This window comes from Sulfitobacter sp. IGS-18 (genome assembly GCF_059628195.1).
In genome coordinates, this window is record NZ_CM184556.1 from 3,605,453 (window position 1) to 3,621,283 (window position 15,831).

Consider the following 15,831-nt stretch of genomic DNA (forward strand, 5'->3'; position numbering starts at 1 on the left):
GTAATGACCGCGCCATGAACCCACCGGGGGATTTTGGCCCGCGCAACACCTATGCCGAGCTCTGCGTGACCACCAATTTCACCTTCCTCACCGGCGCGTCCCATCCCGAAGAACTGGTCGTTCGGGCAGCGGAGCTTGGTCTGGCCGCCATCGCCATCACGGACCGCAATTCTCTGGCCGGGGTGGTGCGGGCCTACCGGGCGTTGAAAGAACTGCGGCGGGATATGGAAAACGACATCCGCATCCGTTCGCAGCACCAGATCGATCACTGCTCGCGTCAGGAGGTGGGGCAGCCCAGCCCGATCACGCGGCCGGATACCGTGCATTTGCCAAAGCTGATCGTCGGATGCCGCCTTGTCCTGCGGGACAGCGCGGTGGACTGGATCGCCCTGCCGCGCGACAAGGCGGCCTATCAGCGGCTGACGCGGCTTTTGACCCTGGGCAAGCGGCGGGCGGAAAAAGGCGGCTGCCATCTTGACCGGGCGGATCTGTATGAAGGTTGCGCGGGCATGATCCTGATCGCGCTGCCACAGGGCAGGCTGCACGCCGCCGCCGCGCATATCCGGCAGATGCAGCGCCGCTTCCCCGGCCATGTCTTTCTGGGGGCGGCGCCGCGCTATGACGGCTCCGATCAGGCCTATCTGAGGGAATGCGCCCGGCTGGCACTTGGAACTTCGGCACCGATGGTGGCGGTGGGGGATGTGCTGATGCACCGGGCCAGCCGCCGGCAATTGGCCGATGTGCTGACCTGCATGCGGGAACATATCACGATTGACCGGATCGGCACCCGCGCCCTGGCCAACAGCGAACGCCGGTTGAAAGGGCACGCGGATATGGCGCGGGTGTTCCGCGACCATCCCGCCGCCCTGCGCCGCACGCTGGAGATCACCACCCGGTGCAGCTTTGACCTGGGCGAACTCAGTTATGAGTACCCCGATGAGATATCCCAAGGCGAAACCCCGCAGGCACGGCTGGAGCGACTGACACGCGACGGGCTGAAACGGCGCTATCCGGCAGGCGCGCCGCAGCGGGTCCATGACCTGATAGACAAGGAATTGAAACTGGTCGAGGAACTGGGCTTTCCGGCCTATTTCCTGACCGTTTACGATATTGTCCAGTTCGCCCGCGCGCAGGGCATCCTGTGTCAGGGGCGCGGCTCGGCGGCCAATTCGATCCTGTGCTACCTGCTGGGCATCACCGATGTCTCCCCCGATCAGATCGCCATGGTGTTCGAGCGTTTCATCTCCAAACACCGGGGCGAACCGCCCGATATCGACGTGGATTTCGAACATGAACGCCGCGAGGAGGTGATCCAGTGGATCTACGAAAAATACGGCCGCCACCGCGCCGGGCTCTGCGCCACGGTGATCCATTTCCGCAGCCGCGCCGCGATCCGCGAAGTCGGCAAGGTGATGGGGCTGTCCCAGGATGTGACGGCAAGCCTGTCCGGGCAAATCTGGGGCATGTCCGATGGTGGAGCCGACCCGGACAGGGTCAAGGAGCTTGGCCTTGATCCGACCGACCGACGCCTTGCCCAGACCATCCGCCTGATCAGAGAGATCATCGGCTTTCCCCGTCACCTGTCCCAGCATGTGGGCGGTTTCGTCATTACCAAGGGGCGGCTGGATGAGCTTGCCCCCATCGAAAACGCGGCAATGGAGGACCGCACCATCATCGAATGGGACAAGGACGATATCGACACGCTGAACATCCTCAAGGTCGATGTGCTGGGGTTGGGGATGCTGTCCTGCATCCGCAAGGCCTTCGACCTGATGCGCGACCACGAGGGGCATGACCTGAGCATCGCCGCTGTTCCGCAAGAGGATACCGCCACCTATGACATGCTTTGCCTGGCCGATGCGGTGGGGGTGTTTCAGGTGGAAAGCCGCGCCCAGATGAATTTCCTGCCCCGGATGCGGCCACGGACCTTTTATGATCTGGTGATCGAGGTCGCCATCGTCCGCCCGGGCCCCATCCAGGGCGGCATGGTGCAACCCTATATCAAACGGCGACAGGGGCTTGAAAAGGCCGAGCCTTTCGGCCCCGCGCTGGAGGCCGTGACGCGCCGCACCCTCGGCGTGCCGCTGTTTCAGGAGCAGGCATTGCAGATCGCCGTGGTCGGCGCGGGCTATAGCCCGGAAGAGGCCGACCATCTGCGCCGCTCGCTGGCCTCGTTCAAGCGGATGGGCACGATTGGCACACACCGGGATAAATTCATCAAGGGCATGCTGGCCAACGGCTACAGCCCCGAAATCGCCGAACGCTGTTTCGGCCAGATCGAGGGCTTTGCCGATTACGGTTTTCCCGAAAGCCACGCGGCGGCCTTTGCGATGCTCGCCTATGTCTCGGCCTGGCTGAAATGTCATTACCCGGCGATCTTTGCCTGTGCCTTACTGAATTCACAGCCGATGGGCTTCTACGCGCCTGCCCAGATCGTGCGCGACGTCCGCGAACACCGGGTCGAGGTCCGCCCGATCTGCGTCAATGCCAGTCATTGGGACAACAGGCTGGAACGCCGCGCCGACGGGGCACTGGCCCTGCGGCTGGGTTTTCGGCAGATCAAGGGCTTCAAAGAGGAGGATGCCGGCTGGATCGTGGCCGCCCGGGGCAATGGCTACCGCGATCCTGAATCGGTCTGGTTGCGCGCCGGAGTGGCCCCCGTGGTGTTGGAACGGCTGGCCGAGGCCGATGCCTTTACCGATATGGGACTGACCCGACGCGATGCACTCTGGCAGGTGCGGGCCATTCGCGGGCAGGCCCCGTTGCCCTTGTTCAACGATCCCCTTGACGGCGAGAGCATTCACGAACCCACGATTGTGCTGCCGCAAATGCAGCTGGGTGAAGAGGTTGTCGAAGATTACGTCTCTATGCGTCTGACCTTGCGCGCCCATCCCATGGAATTGCTGCGCCCCTCCATTCCCGGGCTGGTCACACATGACAGCCTGCATAACGTGCCGCTGGGGCGTTACAGCGTCTGCGGCCTTGTCATCACCCGTCAGCGCCCCGGCACGGCGTCAGGCGTTATTTTCCTGACGCTCGAAGATGAAACCGGGGTCTCGAATGTGGTGGTCTGGCCAAAGGTCTATGAGCAGTTCCGCCGCATCGTCATGGGCGGGCGCCTGCTGCGCGTGACAGGCTACCTGCAACGCGAAGGCATCGTCGTACATCTGATCGCCCAGCAGATCGAAGACCTCTCGCCCCGCCTGTCCGATCTCGGCCACCCGATGGACAGCGCCATCGGCCAGACAACCTCCAAAACAGACACCGCCCCACGCCCCCTGCCATCCCCACGTGCAACGCACCCGAGGGATCAGGCCAAGCGGCTGTTCCCGAGCCGGGACTTTCATTAACCGCGGAAGCATTCGACCCCATTGAAGAAACATTCGGCATGGAGGCGTTCCTTATCAAGCGCGCGGTCTCGATATAGCGTCCGACCTTAAACCTGAGACACGAATACCCTGCCACGCCTGCGGCGTTCTCGGGACATTCGTGTCACGATGATTCAGATAAAAGATCGGGCGCTTTAGGCCTCCGCAAGATCGACCCGACCCTACAACCGGTATGATCCGGGCGTCCGGCTGGTCCATTTGCGAAAGGCGCGATGGAAATTCGCAGGGGCGGAAAAGCCGGTGTCAAAGGCGATTTGTTCGATGCTCTCCGTGCCTTGCTGAAGCGCGCGGATGGCGATGTCGCGGCGCAATGCGTCCTTTATATTCTGAAAGGATGTTCCTTCCTCTTTCAGGCGGCGGTTCAGCGTCCGGGGCGTCATCTTCAGGGCCTGGGCCGCCTCCAGAAGCTGACAGCTCTGCCATGCCGCGCCGTAAAGGAAGGCGCGGACACGCAGGCTGTTCGTATGCGCGCGCGAGCCGGTGAAGATCCAGTCAAGCGGCGCACGTTCAAGAAACACGGATGCCTCGGCGGGACTGCGGGCGATCGGGCTCGCGAATTGGCGCGGATCGAACAGGATGCTGGTCTGCGCTGCCTCAAACGCGACCGGACAGGGGAAGACAACCGCGTAATCGGCGGCAAAATCCGGACGGGTAAAGGCAAATCGCACCTCTTTCACACCCGTTTCCGACCCACTGAGCCAGGACAGGAGCCCATGCGCCAGTTTCAGGATCAGCATGTGACCAAATCGCTGCGGGGCAGTTTCACGCAGGTAAGGGACCAATGCCAGTTCCACCTCCTCCGGGTTGCTCCGCAATTCCAGGCGGAAATCATCCAAAAGCAGGTTCCAGAACGTCGTGAACCGAAACAGAGCCGAAACCAGGCTGCTCGCCTCACGCTGCACGGTCAACAGATGCTGCAGGGCGCGGGGGCGGATCGGACGGCTCCAGAGCCCCATCATTTCATCCCCGGTCTCCGGCGCGGCAAGCTGATAGAGCCGGGCGATTTCTTCCAGCGTGACGCGCTGCGCGGGTGCCATCGGGCTGGTTTGCAGACCTGAGCGCTGGAGCAGGGAGGTCATTGCGTCCGGCGTGCATCGGGCGTTCAGCGCATCGAGCCAGTCCTGGATGAAACCCGCTGAAACGGTCGTCAGGGAGATGGGGTCATGACTGCTCATGTAGAGGCCCTGAATGGCGTGATCGGATAAGAACTTGGCAAAAGATGAGCTTATTGGCAAGGAAAGCAGCGGCTAGATGACGGGAAACCATAGTCGCTGTCGGAGAGCCAGTCATGCCCTATCAGCCGCCCCTGCAGGATTTGATGTTTTGCATCGAACATCTGTCCCACTGGGAAAACCTGTCCGCACTGGATGTATATTCCGATTGCGAACTGTCGGATATCGGCGCCGCGCTGGACGGCTATGCCCGGTTCTGCACCGAACAGGTCGCGCCCTTGTCCCAGGTCGGGGACAGGCTGGGCGCCCGGTTCGACAAGGGCCGTGTGACCATGCCCGAAGGCCACGCCCGGGCCTATGCCCGGTTTGTCGACATGGGCTGGCAGGCGCTGATCCACCCGGTGGAACATGGCGGCGTCGGGCTGCCGCGCGTGGTTGGCGCGGCAGCGGTCGAGATGCTGAATGCCGCCGACATGAGCTTTGGCCTCTGCCCGCTCCTGACCGACGGGGCGATCGAGGCCCTGTTGCTGACCGGCTCGGACGAACAGAAAGCCACCTACCTCGGGCCGCTGATCGCAGGGCGCTGGTCCGGCACGATGAACCTGACCGAACCGCAGGCAGGCAGCGATCTGGGCCGGGTAACGACAAAGGCGGTACGGCGCGCAGATGGCAGCTTTGGCATCACAGGCACCAAGATTTTCATCACCTATGGCGCCCATGATCTGACCGAGAACATCATTCACCTCGTGCTGGCGCGCATACCGGATGCACCAGCCGGGCCCAAGGGGCTGAGCCTGTTCATCGTGCCGCAGAAACTGGTGGAAACGGACGGAACACCGGGGACCGAGAACGCAGTCAGCTGTGTGAGCATCGAACATAAACTGGGCGTGCATGCCAGCCCGACGGCCGTGCTGGATTACGATGACGCTGCCGGGTTTCTGATCGGCCAGGAAAACTGCGGGCTGGAGCACATGTTCATCATGATGAACGCGGCGCGGTTTTCGGTGGGGGTGCAGGGCGTTGCGATTTCCGACCGGGCCTATCAGCGAGCGCTGGCCTATGCGCGGGGCCGGGTACAAAGCCGCCCGGTGAACGGTCTGGGCAAAGACGCCGTCCCGATCATCGACCACCCGGACGTGCGCCGCATGCTCCTGCGGATGCGCAGCCTGACCGAAGGCGGACGGGCGATGGCGGCCGCGACTGCGGGGCTGCTGGATGTCGCGCATCATGGGGATGACCCCGAGGCACGCGCCCTGGCCGAATTCATGGTCCCGCTGGTCAAGGGCTTTTGCTCGGAACGCGCGGTCGAGGTCGCGTCCCTGGGTGTGCAAATCCACGGCGGCATGGGATTCATCGAGGAAACAGGGGCCGCGCAGCACTACCGCGACGCCCGCATTCTGCCGATTTACGAGGGCACCACGGCCATTCAGGCCAATGACCTTCTGGGGCGCAAGGTGATGCGGGACGGGGGGGCGACAGCCCGTCTTTTCGCCAGCCGGATTGCGCAAACCGAAGCGCAGCTTGCCAGCGGTGACGCCCCGGCTCGGGCGATCGGCACAAGCCTCGCACAGGCGCGCGGCGCATATGAAACCGCGTTGGACTGGATGCTGGAAAACTGCCGCAAGAACATCGACAGGACCTTTGCCGGCTCTGTCCCCTTCCTGATGCTGTCGGGCACATTGGCGGCGGGCTGGATGCTTGGCAAGGGCGCCCTTGCGGCGCATGCCGCGCGCGCCGCCGGACAGGACAGCGCGTTCATGACCCGGAAGATCGCGACTGCCCTGTTCTTTGCCCGGCACATTCTGCCCGAATGCACCACCGAACAAACCCGCATCCTGCTGGGCGCGCCCAGCCTGCTGGACGCGACTTTCCCTGATTAATCCCACAAAAGGACCCAACCGATGAATGATGTCGTGAACCCCGATACCTACGAACGCCTCGCCATTTCCGCGCGTGACAACGGCTTGTATGTCGTGACGCTGAACCGCCCTTCCAAACGCAACGCTCTGGACGTGGCCACGATCGAGGAACTGATCCGCTTCTTCAGCGGCGCGCGGATGGCGGGCGTCAGGGCCGTGTTGCTGGCCGGAGAGGGAGATCACTTCTGCGCCGGTCTCGATCTGGTCGAACATTGGAAGGCCGACCGCAGCCCTGATGACTTCATGCATGTCTGCCTGCGCTGGCACGAGGCCTTCAACAAGATGGAATATGGCGGGGTGCCGATCATCGCCGCGTTGCAGGGCGCGGTTGTCGGCGGCGGGCTGGAATTGGCCAGCGCCGCCCATGTGCGGGTGATCGACCCGGGCACCTATTTTGCACTGCCCGAAGGCCAGCGCGGGATCTTTACCGGCGGCGGCGCAACGATCCGGGTGTCGGACATGATCGGCAAGTACCGGATGATCGACATGATCCTGACCGGGCGCGTCTACCAGGGGCAAGAGGCCGTCGATCTGGGTCTGGCGCAATATATCACCGAAGACGGGGGCAGCTTTGCCAAGGCGATGGAACTGGCGGAAAAGGTCGCGCAGAATCTGCCGCTGACGAACTTCGCGATCTGCTCGGCTGTCAGCCACATGAACAACATGTCCGGTCTGGACGCCGCCTTTGCCGAAGCCTTCGTGGGCGGAATCGTCAACACCCAGTCGGCCGCGCGCGCGCGCCTCGAAGCCTTCGCCAACAAGACCGCGGCCCGTGTACGGCCCAACAGCTAAGTCAGGCGTGATCAGCTTTGCCCTCGGGGAGGCTGGCCGGGAAGGCATCGCCGATTCCGCCGCCGCGAAACTGATCGCCTGCCCCAATGGCGCACGCAATTTGGCGAACCTTCCGGAGAGGTTCGTCAAATCCGGCACCAAACCCAAACAGGGAAAGGATAATTTGTGAAAAGTGGTGAGCCGTGTTGGGTTCGAACCAACGACCTACTGATTAAAAGTCAGTTGCTCTACCAACTGAGCTAACGGCCCACTAGGACGCGTATCTAGAAAGGTGAGCGAGGGGGGTCAAGCCCTTAATCCACGATTCTTCAGCTGTCCGCTGGATTAGTCAGGCAGGCGGGGTTATATGCGCGAAATGAGCAGTGATACGACATCCGGTTTGCCCTTCATGAAAATGCACGGGCTTGGCAACGATTTCGTTGTTGTCGACGCGCGCACGCTGGCAACTCAGATCACGCCCGGCATGGCAAAAGCCATCGGAGATCGCCATTTCGGCGTCGGCTTTGACCAGCTTGCGGTGATTTCCAAAGGAACCGGCGACGCGCATCTGACCTTTTACAATGCCGACGGATCGCTATCGGCGGCCTGCGGCAACGCGACACGCTGCATCGCCCGCTATCTGATGGATGAAACGGGTGAAGCCCGCCTGCACCTGACAACCGACCGCGGCGATCTTTACGCCGAGGATCAGGGTGGCGGCATCACATCGGTCAACATGGGCCAGCCGCAACTGCTGTGGCACGAGGTGCCGCTGGCGCAGGAGATGGACACGCTGACCTTGCCCATGGACGGCGCGCCGACAGCGACCGGTATGGGCAACCCGCATTGCACCTTCTTTGTGGAGGATGCTGGCGCGGTTGAGCTTGAAACTTTCGGCCCGGCGATAGAACACCACCCGCTTTATCCGCAACGCACCAATGTGCAGGTCGCGCAGGTGGTGGGGCCGGACCACATCCGCATGCGGGTCTGGGAACGCGGTGTGGGGGTGACATGGGCCTCCGGCTCATCCTCCTGCGCCTGTGCGGTCGCCGCAGCGCGGCGCGGCCTGACGGGGCGCAAGGTGCAGATCGACCTCGACGGTGGCACCCTGCACATAGACTGGCGCGAGGACGGCGTGTGGATGACCGGCCCGACCGTACATGTCTTTTCCGGCACCCTGACATCCGCATTCCTGGACAGCATCGCATGAACGCACCGGTCTTTTCCAACCACGGCTGCCGCCTGAACGCCTATGAAGTTGAGGCGATGAAGGACCTTGCCGGACAGGCCGGTCTGGCCAATGCCGTTGTGGTCAACACCTGCGCTGTCACGGCAGAGGCTGTGCGCAAGGCGCGCCAGGACATCCGCAAGCTGCGCAAGGCACATCCCGATGCCCGTCTGATCGTCACCGGATGTGCGGCCCAAACCGAACCCGATACTTTTGCCAGCATGGCCGAGGTTGATGCAGTCATCGGCAACACCGAAAAAATGCAGCCGGGCACCTGGCAGGGCCTCGCTGCGGACTTCATCGGAGAGACGGAATCGGTTCAGGTCGACGACATCATGTCCGTGACTGAAACTGCCGGGCACCTGATCGACGGATTCGGGACTCGCAGTCGCGCCTATGTGCAGGTGCAGAACGGCTGCGACCATCGCTGTACCTTTTGCATCATTCCCTATGGCCGGGGCAATTCACGTTCCGTCCCGGCAGGTGTCGTCGTGGATCAGATCAAGCGGCTGGTGGACAAGGGGTTCAACGAGGTGGTTCTGACCGGCGTCGACCTGACCTCATGGGGCGCGGACCTTCCGGCGGCACCGCGTCTGGGCGATCTGGTCATGCGCATCCTCAGGCTGGTCCCGGATCTGCCGCGCCTCAGGATCAGTTCCATCGATTCCATCGAGGTGGATGACAACCTGATGGCTGCCATCGCGACCGAACCCCGCCTGATGCCCCATCTGCACCTCAGCCTGCAGCATGGCGATGACATGATCCTGAAACGGATGAAGCGGCGGCACCTGCGCGATGACGCCATCGCTTTCTGCAACGAGGCGCGCAGGCTGCGCCCTGACATGACCTTTGGCGCAGATATCATCGCGGGCTTTCCGACCGAAACGGAAGCGATGTTCGACAATGCCCTGCGCATGGTTGATGAATGCGATCTGACATGGCTGCATGTCTTTCCCTATTCTGCCCGCCCCGGCACCCCGGCTGCGCGGATGCCGGCGGTCAACGGCCGCACGATCAAGGAGCGCGCCGCCCGCCTGCGTGCGGCTGGTGAGGCGCAGGTTCAGCGCCATTTGCAACAGCAAGTCGGCCAGACCCACCATATCCTGATGGAAAGCCCGACCATGGGCCGCACCGAACAATTCACCGAAGTCCGTTTCGATACGCCGCAGGTCGAGGGCGCGATTGTCACGACCAGAGTGACCGGAAAATCTCGGAACGCGCTGATCGCCTGAATTGGCGCCCGCCCCGCGACTTTCAGTACAATTTCTGATTGAATTGCTGTAGTTTCCCCGCAAAGGCGGCGGGGGCTTATGAAAGATCAACATCTATTTGATTGCGGTTTTCTGGCAGAGGCCTCCCCGGCACTCAGGGAAACGATGGCCGCGCTCGCGACGGAAACAACCCTGCGCGCCGGTGAGGTCCTGTTCGAGCATGGAGACCCCGGCGATACCCTCTATGCAATCCTTGAAGGCGCGCTGGAATTCAGCGTCATTTCGGTGGGGGGGCGCAAACTCTCGCTGGATGTGATGCACCCTGGCGCGGTCTTCGGAGAGATTGCCCTTTTCGACCCCGGCCCGCGCACGGCAACTGTCACCGCGCTGGAGCAATCCCGTGTTCTGGGCATCCGCAATGCCGATGCGATGACGGCCTTGCAACGCTCTCCCGATTTCGGGATCGACATGCTGCGGCTTGCCGGAAAGCGGATGCGCTGGATGGGCTATCAGCTGTCAGAACAGGTCTTCCTGCCCCTGCCCGCCCGCCTGGCCAAGAAGGTCCTGCATCTGACCTCCCATATCTCTGATCCCGAACCATTGCTGATCCTGTCCCAGTCAGAGCTGGCCGAATTCGCGGGCGCGAGCCGCGAAGCGGTTTCAAAGATCCTTTCGAGATGGGGACGCAGTGGCATTGTCAGCGCCTCCCGTGGCGGGCTGCGCCTGTTGAATCGCGACGCGCTGAGAGACCTCGCCGATATCAACGAAATCTAGAATCCAACTTTTTCAGCTTGTGTGACCCAGATCACAGACTGCCGTTACGTCAAGATTTAGGTTGGAACCATAGTAACGACGCTGCTCTGGTTCCTCGATCGCCTTATTCATCGGCGCATTGCAGGGCAAAGTTAGAAAAGTTCTGGATCAGGTTGCAGAGAGGGCGGCTAAGCCGTGCGTATCTGCCCAAGGGTGGTCTGTGCCACTGACCCGGCTCCGGTATTGTATCTGTCCCCGTTTTCCGGGCACCTCACCCATTATGAGGCCCCCCGGAAAGCAAAACCCCTCCCGACCGCAACAGTCGGGAGGGCTTTTTAGCAAGTCGCCGCGCGCTGGATCAGTCTTCGCGCTTGTATTTGACCGAAGCCCAGAGACGCTTGTTCGTCAGGTACAGAAGAACCGCCAGCAGGGTCAGGAAGATCACACCCGCAAAACCGGCCTGCTTACGTGCCATCATCTTGGGTTCTGCCGTCCACATCAGGAAGGCCGCCACATCCATGGCTTCGTGATGGACGTCTGCTTCGTGACCGTCCGCGAACTCCACGTCATCACCCGCCAGCGGCGGTGCCATGGCAATCCAGCTGCCCGTGACGGTCGAATGACCTTCTTCATCACGGCAGGAATCGGGGATACCGCCCGAGGCGAACACCTTGTTGTACGAACCGGGGAAATCCTCGGGTGCGCAATCCGGCGCTTCCTCGTATCCGGTCAGCAGGGAAGCGATGTACTCCGGCCCGCCAATCCCTTTGAAGAACTGGTTGATGCCAAGACCGTAAGGACCGTGGAAACCGGCGCGCTTCTTGGCCATCAGCGACAGGTCGGGCGCATTGTCCAAAGACGAGGCCGGGAAGTGATCCACCGGAGTCGCTTCGCGGAAATCATCCAGTTCCGGGTCGAACACTTCGAACTGCTTGGCGTATTCGCGCACCTGATCTTCGGGCATGCTGGGTCCGCCGTCGTCCGCAAGTGTGCGGATCGGGACGAATTTCAGCCCGTGACAGGCCGAACAGATTTCCGTGTAGATCTGCAGGCCGCGCTGCAACTGGTTCACGTCATAGGCACCAAAAGGCCCTTCGAAGGAAAAGTCGAAATCCTCGACATGGGCTTCGCCGCCGGCGGCCAGGGCACCGGTGGTGCCAAGGCCAAGTGCCACAAGGGCGGAGAGGGTCAGTTTCTTGATCATTGTCATCTCCGTCATTGCGCCGGTTTCGCAGCGGCTTTCGAGCCACCGGCCTTGGGCGCGTAATGGGCGTCGAAGTCTTCTTCGATCGTCGCCGGTTGCGGCAGCGGTTTCTCGATCACGCCAAGCAGCGGCAGGATCACCAGGAAGTACGCGAACCAATATGCCGATGCGATCAGCGAGAAGGACGCATAGGGTTCTTCCGCAGGCATCGCCCCCAGCCACATCAGGGCAAAGAAATCGATCACCAGCAGCGCGAACCACCACTTGAACATCGGACGATAGCGGCCGGAACGGACGCTGGATGTGTCCAGCCACGGCACCAGTGCCATCACCGCGATTGCACCGAACATCGCCAGCACGCCAAAAAACTTGGCGTCGATGATGCCACCGGTCACGAAGGACGCGATCTGCACAACCCAGACGTCAGAGGTAAAGGCCCGCAGGATCGCGTAGAACGGCAGGAAGTACCATTCAGGAACGATGTGCGCAGGCGTCGCCAGCGGGTTCGCCTCGATATAGTTATCGGGGTGGCCCAGGTAGTTGGGCATGAAGCCGACGATGGCAAAGAACACCGCCAGAATCACCGCAAGTGCGAAGAGGTCCTTGATCACGAAATAGGGCCAGAACGGCAGCGTGTCCTTCTGCGCCTCTTCCTTGGACCCGCGGCGCACTTCAACACCCGTGGGGTTGTTGTTGCCGGTGGAGTGGAAGGCCCAGATGTGCACGATCACGAGGCCCGCAATCACGAAGGGCAGCAGGTAGTGCAGCGAGAAGAAGCGGTTCAGCGTGGCATTGTCCACGGCAGGTCCGCCCAGCAGGAAGGTCTGCAGCGACTCGCCCACAAAGGGAATCGCGCCGAACAGGCCGGTGATCACGGTCGCGCCCCAGAAGGACATCTGCCCCCAGGGCAGCACATAACCCATGAAGCCGGTGGCCATCATCAGCAGATAGATCAGCATGCCGATGATCCAGGTGATCTCGCGCGGGGCCTTGTAGGAGCCATAGTAGAGCCCCCGGAAAATATGCGCATAGACAGCTACAAAGAACAGCGAGGCGCCGTTCGCATGCAGGTAGCGCAGCATATAGCCGCCGTTCACGTCGCGCATGATGTGCTCGACCGAGCTGAACGCCAGATCGACATGCGGTGTATAGTGCATGACCAGCACGATGCCGGTGACAATCTGCAACGCCAGGCAGAAGGTCAGGACGATGCCCCAGATCCACATCCAGTTCAGGTTCTTGGGCGTGGGGATCATCAATGTGTCATAGAGCAGACCAACAACGGGCAGGCGGCGGGCAAGCCACTTTTCTGCGCCGGACTTCGGCTCGTAGTGGTCGTGAGGAATTCCAGACATCGAGTTCTCCCTTAACCCAGTTTGATCGTGGACGCGTCCACGAATTCGGCGACGGGCACCGGCAGGTTGCGCGGTGCGGGCCCTTTGCGGATGCGCCCGGCAGTGTCGTAATGCGATCCGTGGCACGGGCAGAACCAGCCGTCGAAATCACCGGCATTGCCCAGGGGCACGCAGCCAAGGTGCGTACAAACACCCATCATGACCAGCCATTCGCCGGTTTCGTCCAGCGCGCGGTTTTCGTCGGTTGCAGGCGCATTCGCCGCAATATTCGCGTTCTCGGCATTCTGATCCGGCAGGTCGCTGACATTGACGGCACGTGCCTCTTCAATCTCTTTCTCGGTGCGCCGGCGGATGAACACGGGCTTGCCCAGCCATTTGACTGTCAGCTGCGTTCCTTCTGCAATCCCGCTCACATCAACGCGGATAGACGACAGCGCCAGAACATCGGCAGAGGGGTTCATCTGGTTCACCAGCGGCCAGACAGCCGCGCCAACGGCGACGGCACCTGTGCCAGCGGTTGCGTAATACAGGAAATCCCTCCGGGTGCCTGCGTGATCTTCTGCGTTGGACACGGCTCTACTCCACTTCTTGGCACAGAGGCCATTGGACATACCGGGGGCGGTTCAGCCCCCTGACTTCATCGCGCTGTCTAGCGGGCTGGCGCGCGTCCGTCCAGATGGCAAAGGCGCGCAAACCGTCGCAGGCAGGGAATTATTCCTGCCAATGCCGCCGATTCAGGCCTCAGGCGGCTTGGTTGCCTGCATCGAAGGACGCGATTCGAACCCGTTGAACCACTCCGAAAGCGCATCCTTGCCGCGCCGCCAGCCGCGCGCAGCATGACGAAACTCCACATAACCCAAAGCGCAGGCGACCGCGATCTGGCCCATATCCAGCGGGCCGCTCAGATGGCTCATCCAGCGGGCATTCAACGCGGTCAGCGCCCGGTCAACCTTGTTCCACTGCGCTTCGACCCACTCGGGCATCTGCGCGTGTTCAGGCCGAAGCCGGCCTTCATAGACCATCAAAAGCGCTGCATCCAGAATACCGTCCGCCGTTGCCTCAAGGGTCAAGGTATCCCAATGCCGCGATCCGGTGCCATAAAGCTTGCCACCCGCGCGATCATCCAGATAAGCGCAGATCACCCGGCTGTCGTACAGCGTCGGCCCCTCCGGACGCTCCAGCGCAGGCACCTTCCCCAGCGGGTTCTGCGGCAAGAGCGCGCTGTCCGGCTCTACCGGCGTGGTGTGCATGGTTTCCAGCGTTACATCGTCAAGCTGACCGGTTTCATGCAGCAAAACCATAACCTTGCGGACATAGGGCGAAGTGGGTGAATAGGCGAGTTTCATGGCGGATCTCCTGTCGCTTTGGGGCAGTATCACAGGCGCTGTGGTGACAGGCAATGACCTGCGGCGCGCTATTTGTTGCGGTCTGCCCGCATCTGCGCGGCCAGCACCTCCACCTCACTGCCGAATCCATAGCCTGCCAAATGCTCCGCCGCCGCCTCACGCACCGCATCGGGCTTGTTCTGGCTCAGTTTCCAGGTGCCGTCCACGCCGGTGATCTGCATCCGGCACGGCACGATCATCCGCATGAGCTTGTCCATGACCTCCGGCGTCATCTTGTCCGTTTTCCAGGGTGCCTTGGGAAGCAGACGCTCTTCATAGGCTGCCGACTGACGGTCCAGAAGATCGCGCAGCTCGCCGGCGGGCCGAACCTCCAGCGTTCCGGTCAGATGGACGGCGACGTAATTCCACGTCGGCACCTGATCGGGCACACCATACCAATCGGGCGAGACATATGAATCGCCCCCGGAAATGGCGATTGTCACGTCAAGCGGGGTCTTGAGCGCGCGGGCAATCGGGTTCGAACGCACCAGATGCAGCTCAACCAGCGCGCCATCCTCGCTGATCAGAAAGGGCACATGGCTGAGCATCGGGGCACCTGCCCCCTGCGCCGCCAGAACACCAAATCCCCTGTCCCGCGCAAAGGCGATATTCCGGTCGGTATCGGCATCATGGAAAACCGGATTCGGATGCATCGTATTCCCCTTCGTCGCGCAACGATTCCTACTTGCAGACAATTCTGCGGCTTGGCAACATAAGCCTATTCTCAGGGCGGGGTGAAATTCCCCACCGGCGGTAGGGGAGCAATCCCGAGCCCGCGAGCGCCGGTGCCACCTTCGGGCGGCACCGGGTCAGCAGATCTGGTCAAAGTCCAGAGCCGACGGTCACAGTCCGGATGGAAGAGAATGCGAAGGCAAGGGGGGCCACCAGCCCCTGTTGTTGTCGTGATCGCCTTGGGTGGACGTGTCTGGACCAGAAGGAGATCACATATGACACTTGGCTATCAACGCCCCGCCCGCTTCGCCTTTGTCAAAGCTGCGTGGCACGCCGATATCGTGGACCGCGCGCTTGACGGCTTTACCGAAATCATTCCCGCCGACCAGGTCGATGTCTTCGACGTGCCCGGCGCGTTCGAAATGCCGCTCATGGCGCAGAAACTGGCCCGGCAGGACCGCTATGCCGCCATCGCCTGTGCCGCCTTCGTCGTGGATGGCGGCATCTACCGGCACGACTTTGTCGCCGCTGCGGTGGTTGACGGGCTGATGCGCGTGGGGCTTGAAACCGGTGTGCCCGTGCTGTCCGTGTCCCTGACACCGCACCAGTATCAGGAAACCGCACATCACAATGCCATCTATCGGGACCACTTCGTGCTCAAGGGGAAAGAAGCCGCAAAAGCGGCGCTGGGCATGCTTGAGGCCCTGGAACCGATCCCGGCGTAACCCGATCTTTTTGAAAAGATCGGACCGGAATTTTCGAAAATTCCGGC

At 61.9% G+C, this 15,831-nt stretch carries 14 protein-coding genes, 1 tRNA gene and 1 riboswitch; of the genes, 8 read left to right on the forward strand and 7 right to left on the reverse strand.

Annotated features, from left to right (window positions below):
• Positions 1–14: 14 nt before the first annotated feature.
• The gene (locus ACWNZ3_RS17525; protein WP_496901920.1) at positions 15–3,350 is read left to right on the forward strand and encodes an error-prone DNA polymerase; all 3,336 of its coding nucleotides are present in this window, start codon (positions 15–17) and stop codon (positions 3,348–3,350) included.
• A 200-nt stretch (positions 3,351–3,550) separates the two neighbouring features.
• On the opposite strand, the gene ACWNZ3_RS17530 is transcribed toward ACWNZ3_RS17525, so the two are convergent.
• Complete coding sequence (locus ACWNZ3_RS17530) at positions 3,551–4,564, reverse strand: AraC family transcriptional regulator (protein WP_496900709.1); 1,014 nt, start codon at positions 4,562–4,564, stop codon at positions 3,551–3,553.
• Between the two features lie 113 nt (positions 4,565–4,677).
• Between ACWNZ3_RS17530 and ACWNZ3_RS17535 the strand changes: the two genes are divergently transcribed.
• Genes ACWNZ3_RS17535 through ACWNZ3_RS17545 form a run of 3 tightly spaced genes read left to right on the forward strand, consistent with a single transcriptional unit; the run spans position 4,678 to position 7,441 of the window.
• Positions 4,678–6,441 carry an acyl-CoA dehydrogenase family protein gene (locus tag ACWNZ3_RS17535; protein WP_496900710.1) on the forward strand — a complete coding sequence of 588 codons (1,764 nt, stop codon included), beginning with the start codon at positions 4,678–4,680 and terminating at the stop codon, positions 6,439–6,441.
• A 21-nt stretch (positions 6,442–6,462) separates the two neighbouring features.
• Entirely contained in the window at positions 6,463–7,272 is an 810-nt protein-coding gene (gene dmdD / locus ACWNZ3_RS17540) for a methylthioacryloyl-CoA hydratase (protein WP_114273841.1), read from the forward strand.
• Positions 7,273–7,279: 7 nt separating this feature from the next.
• Positions 7,280–7,441 (forward strand): hypothetical protein, encoded by a 162-nt coding sequence (locus ACWNZ3_RS17545; RefSeq protein WP_274573665.1) that lies wholly within the window; start codon positions 7,280–7,282, stop codon positions 7,439–7,441.
• A gap of 4 nt (positions 7,442–7,445) precedes the next feature.
• On the opposite strand, the gene ACWNZ3_RS17550 is transcribed toward ACWNZ3_RS17545, so the two are convergent.
• Positions 7,446–7,521, reverse strand: a tRNA-Lys gene (locus ACWNZ3_RS17550).
• Positions 7,522–7,627: 106 nt separating this feature from the next.
• Between ACWNZ3_RS17550 and dapF the strand changes: the two genes are divergently transcribed.
• From dapF to ACWNZ3_RS17565, 3 genes are all read left to right on the forward strand, one after another.
• Positions 7,628–8,461, forward strand: a complete 834-nt coding sequence (dapF, locus tag ACWNZ3_RS17555) for a diaminopimelate epimerase (RefSeq protein WP_496901921.1) — start codon at positions 7,628–7,630, stop codon at positions 8,459–8,461.
• Positions 8,458–9,711: a tRNA (N(6)-L-threonylcarbamoyladenosine(37)-C(2))-methylthiotransferase MtaB gene (mtaB, locus tag ACWNZ3_RS17560; RefSeq protein ID WP_496900711.1), complete on the forward strand. Its 1,254-nt coding sequence runs from the start codon at positions 8,458–8,460 to the stop codon at positions 9,709–9,711. Before dapF ends, mtaB begins: the two co-directional genes overlap by 4 nt.
• Before the next feature lie 78 nt (positions 9,712–9,789).
• Complete coding sequence (locus tag ACWNZ3_RS17565; protein ID WP_496900712.1) at positions 9,790–10,464, forward strand: Crp/Fnr family transcriptional regulator; 675 nt, start codon at positions 9,790–9,792, stop codon at positions 10,462–10,464.
• A 337-nt stretch (positions 10,465–10,801) separates the two neighbouring features.
• Here the strand turns inward: ACWNZ3_RS17565 and ACWNZ3_RS17570 are convergent, their stop codons facing one another.
• The 5 genes from ACWNZ3_RS17570 to ACWNZ3_RS17590 all read right to left on the reverse strand — a co-directional run bounded on the left by ACWNZ3_RS17570 (position 10,802) and on the right by ACWNZ3_RS17590 (position 15,040).
• Positions 10,802–11,653, reverse strand: coding sequence for a cytochrome c1 (locus ACWNZ3_RS17570; protein ID WP_496901922.1), 852 nt, complete (start codon positions 11,651–11,653; stop codon positions 10,802–10,804).
• A 5-nt stretch (positions 11,654–11,658) separates the two neighbouring features.
• Positions 11,659–13,002 carry a cytochrome b gene (gene petB / locus ACWNZ3_RS17575; RefSeq protein WP_269362621.1) on the reverse strand — a complete coding sequence of 448 codons (1,344 nt, stop codon included), beginning with the start codon at positions 13,000–13,002 and terminating at the stop codon, positions 11,659–11,661.
• Between the two features lie 11 nt (positions 13,003–13,013).
• Positions 13,014–13,574: a ubiquinol-cytochrome c reductase iron-sulfur subunit gene (petA, locus tag ACWNZ3_RS17580; RefSeq protein ID WP_269362619.1), complete on the reverse strand. Its 561-nt coding sequence runs from the start codon at positions 13,572–13,574 to the stop codon at positions 13,014–13,016.
• A 162-nt stretch (positions 13,575–13,736) separates the two neighbouring features.
• Positions 13,737–14,348: a glutathione S-transferase gene (locus tag ACWNZ3_RS17585; protein ID WP_496900713.1), complete on the reverse strand. Its 612-nt coding sequence runs from the start codon at positions 14,346–14,348 to the stop codon at positions 13,737–13,739.
• Positions 14,349–14,416: 68 nt separating this feature from the next.
• Positions 14,417–15,040, reverse strand: a complete 624-nt coding sequence (locus ACWNZ3_RS17590; RefSeq protein WP_496900714.1) for an FMN-binding negative transcriptional regulator — start codon at positions 15,038–15,040, stop codon at positions 14,417–14,419.
• Positions 15,041–15,103: 63 nt separating this feature from the next.
• A riboswitch (FMN riboswitch) is annotated at positions 15,104–15,256 on the forward strand.
• A 78-nt stretch (positions 15,257–15,334) separates the two neighbouring features.
• Here ACWNZ3_RS17590 and ACWNZ3_RS17595 point away from each other — a divergent pair.
• Positions 15,335–15,784, forward strand: a complete 450-nt coding sequence (locus ACWNZ3_RS17595; RefSeq protein WP_496900715.1) for a 6,7-dimethyl-8-ribityllumazine synthase — start codon at positions 15,335–15,337, stop codon at positions 15,782–15,784.
• Positions 15,785–15,831 lie beyond the last annotated feature (47 nt).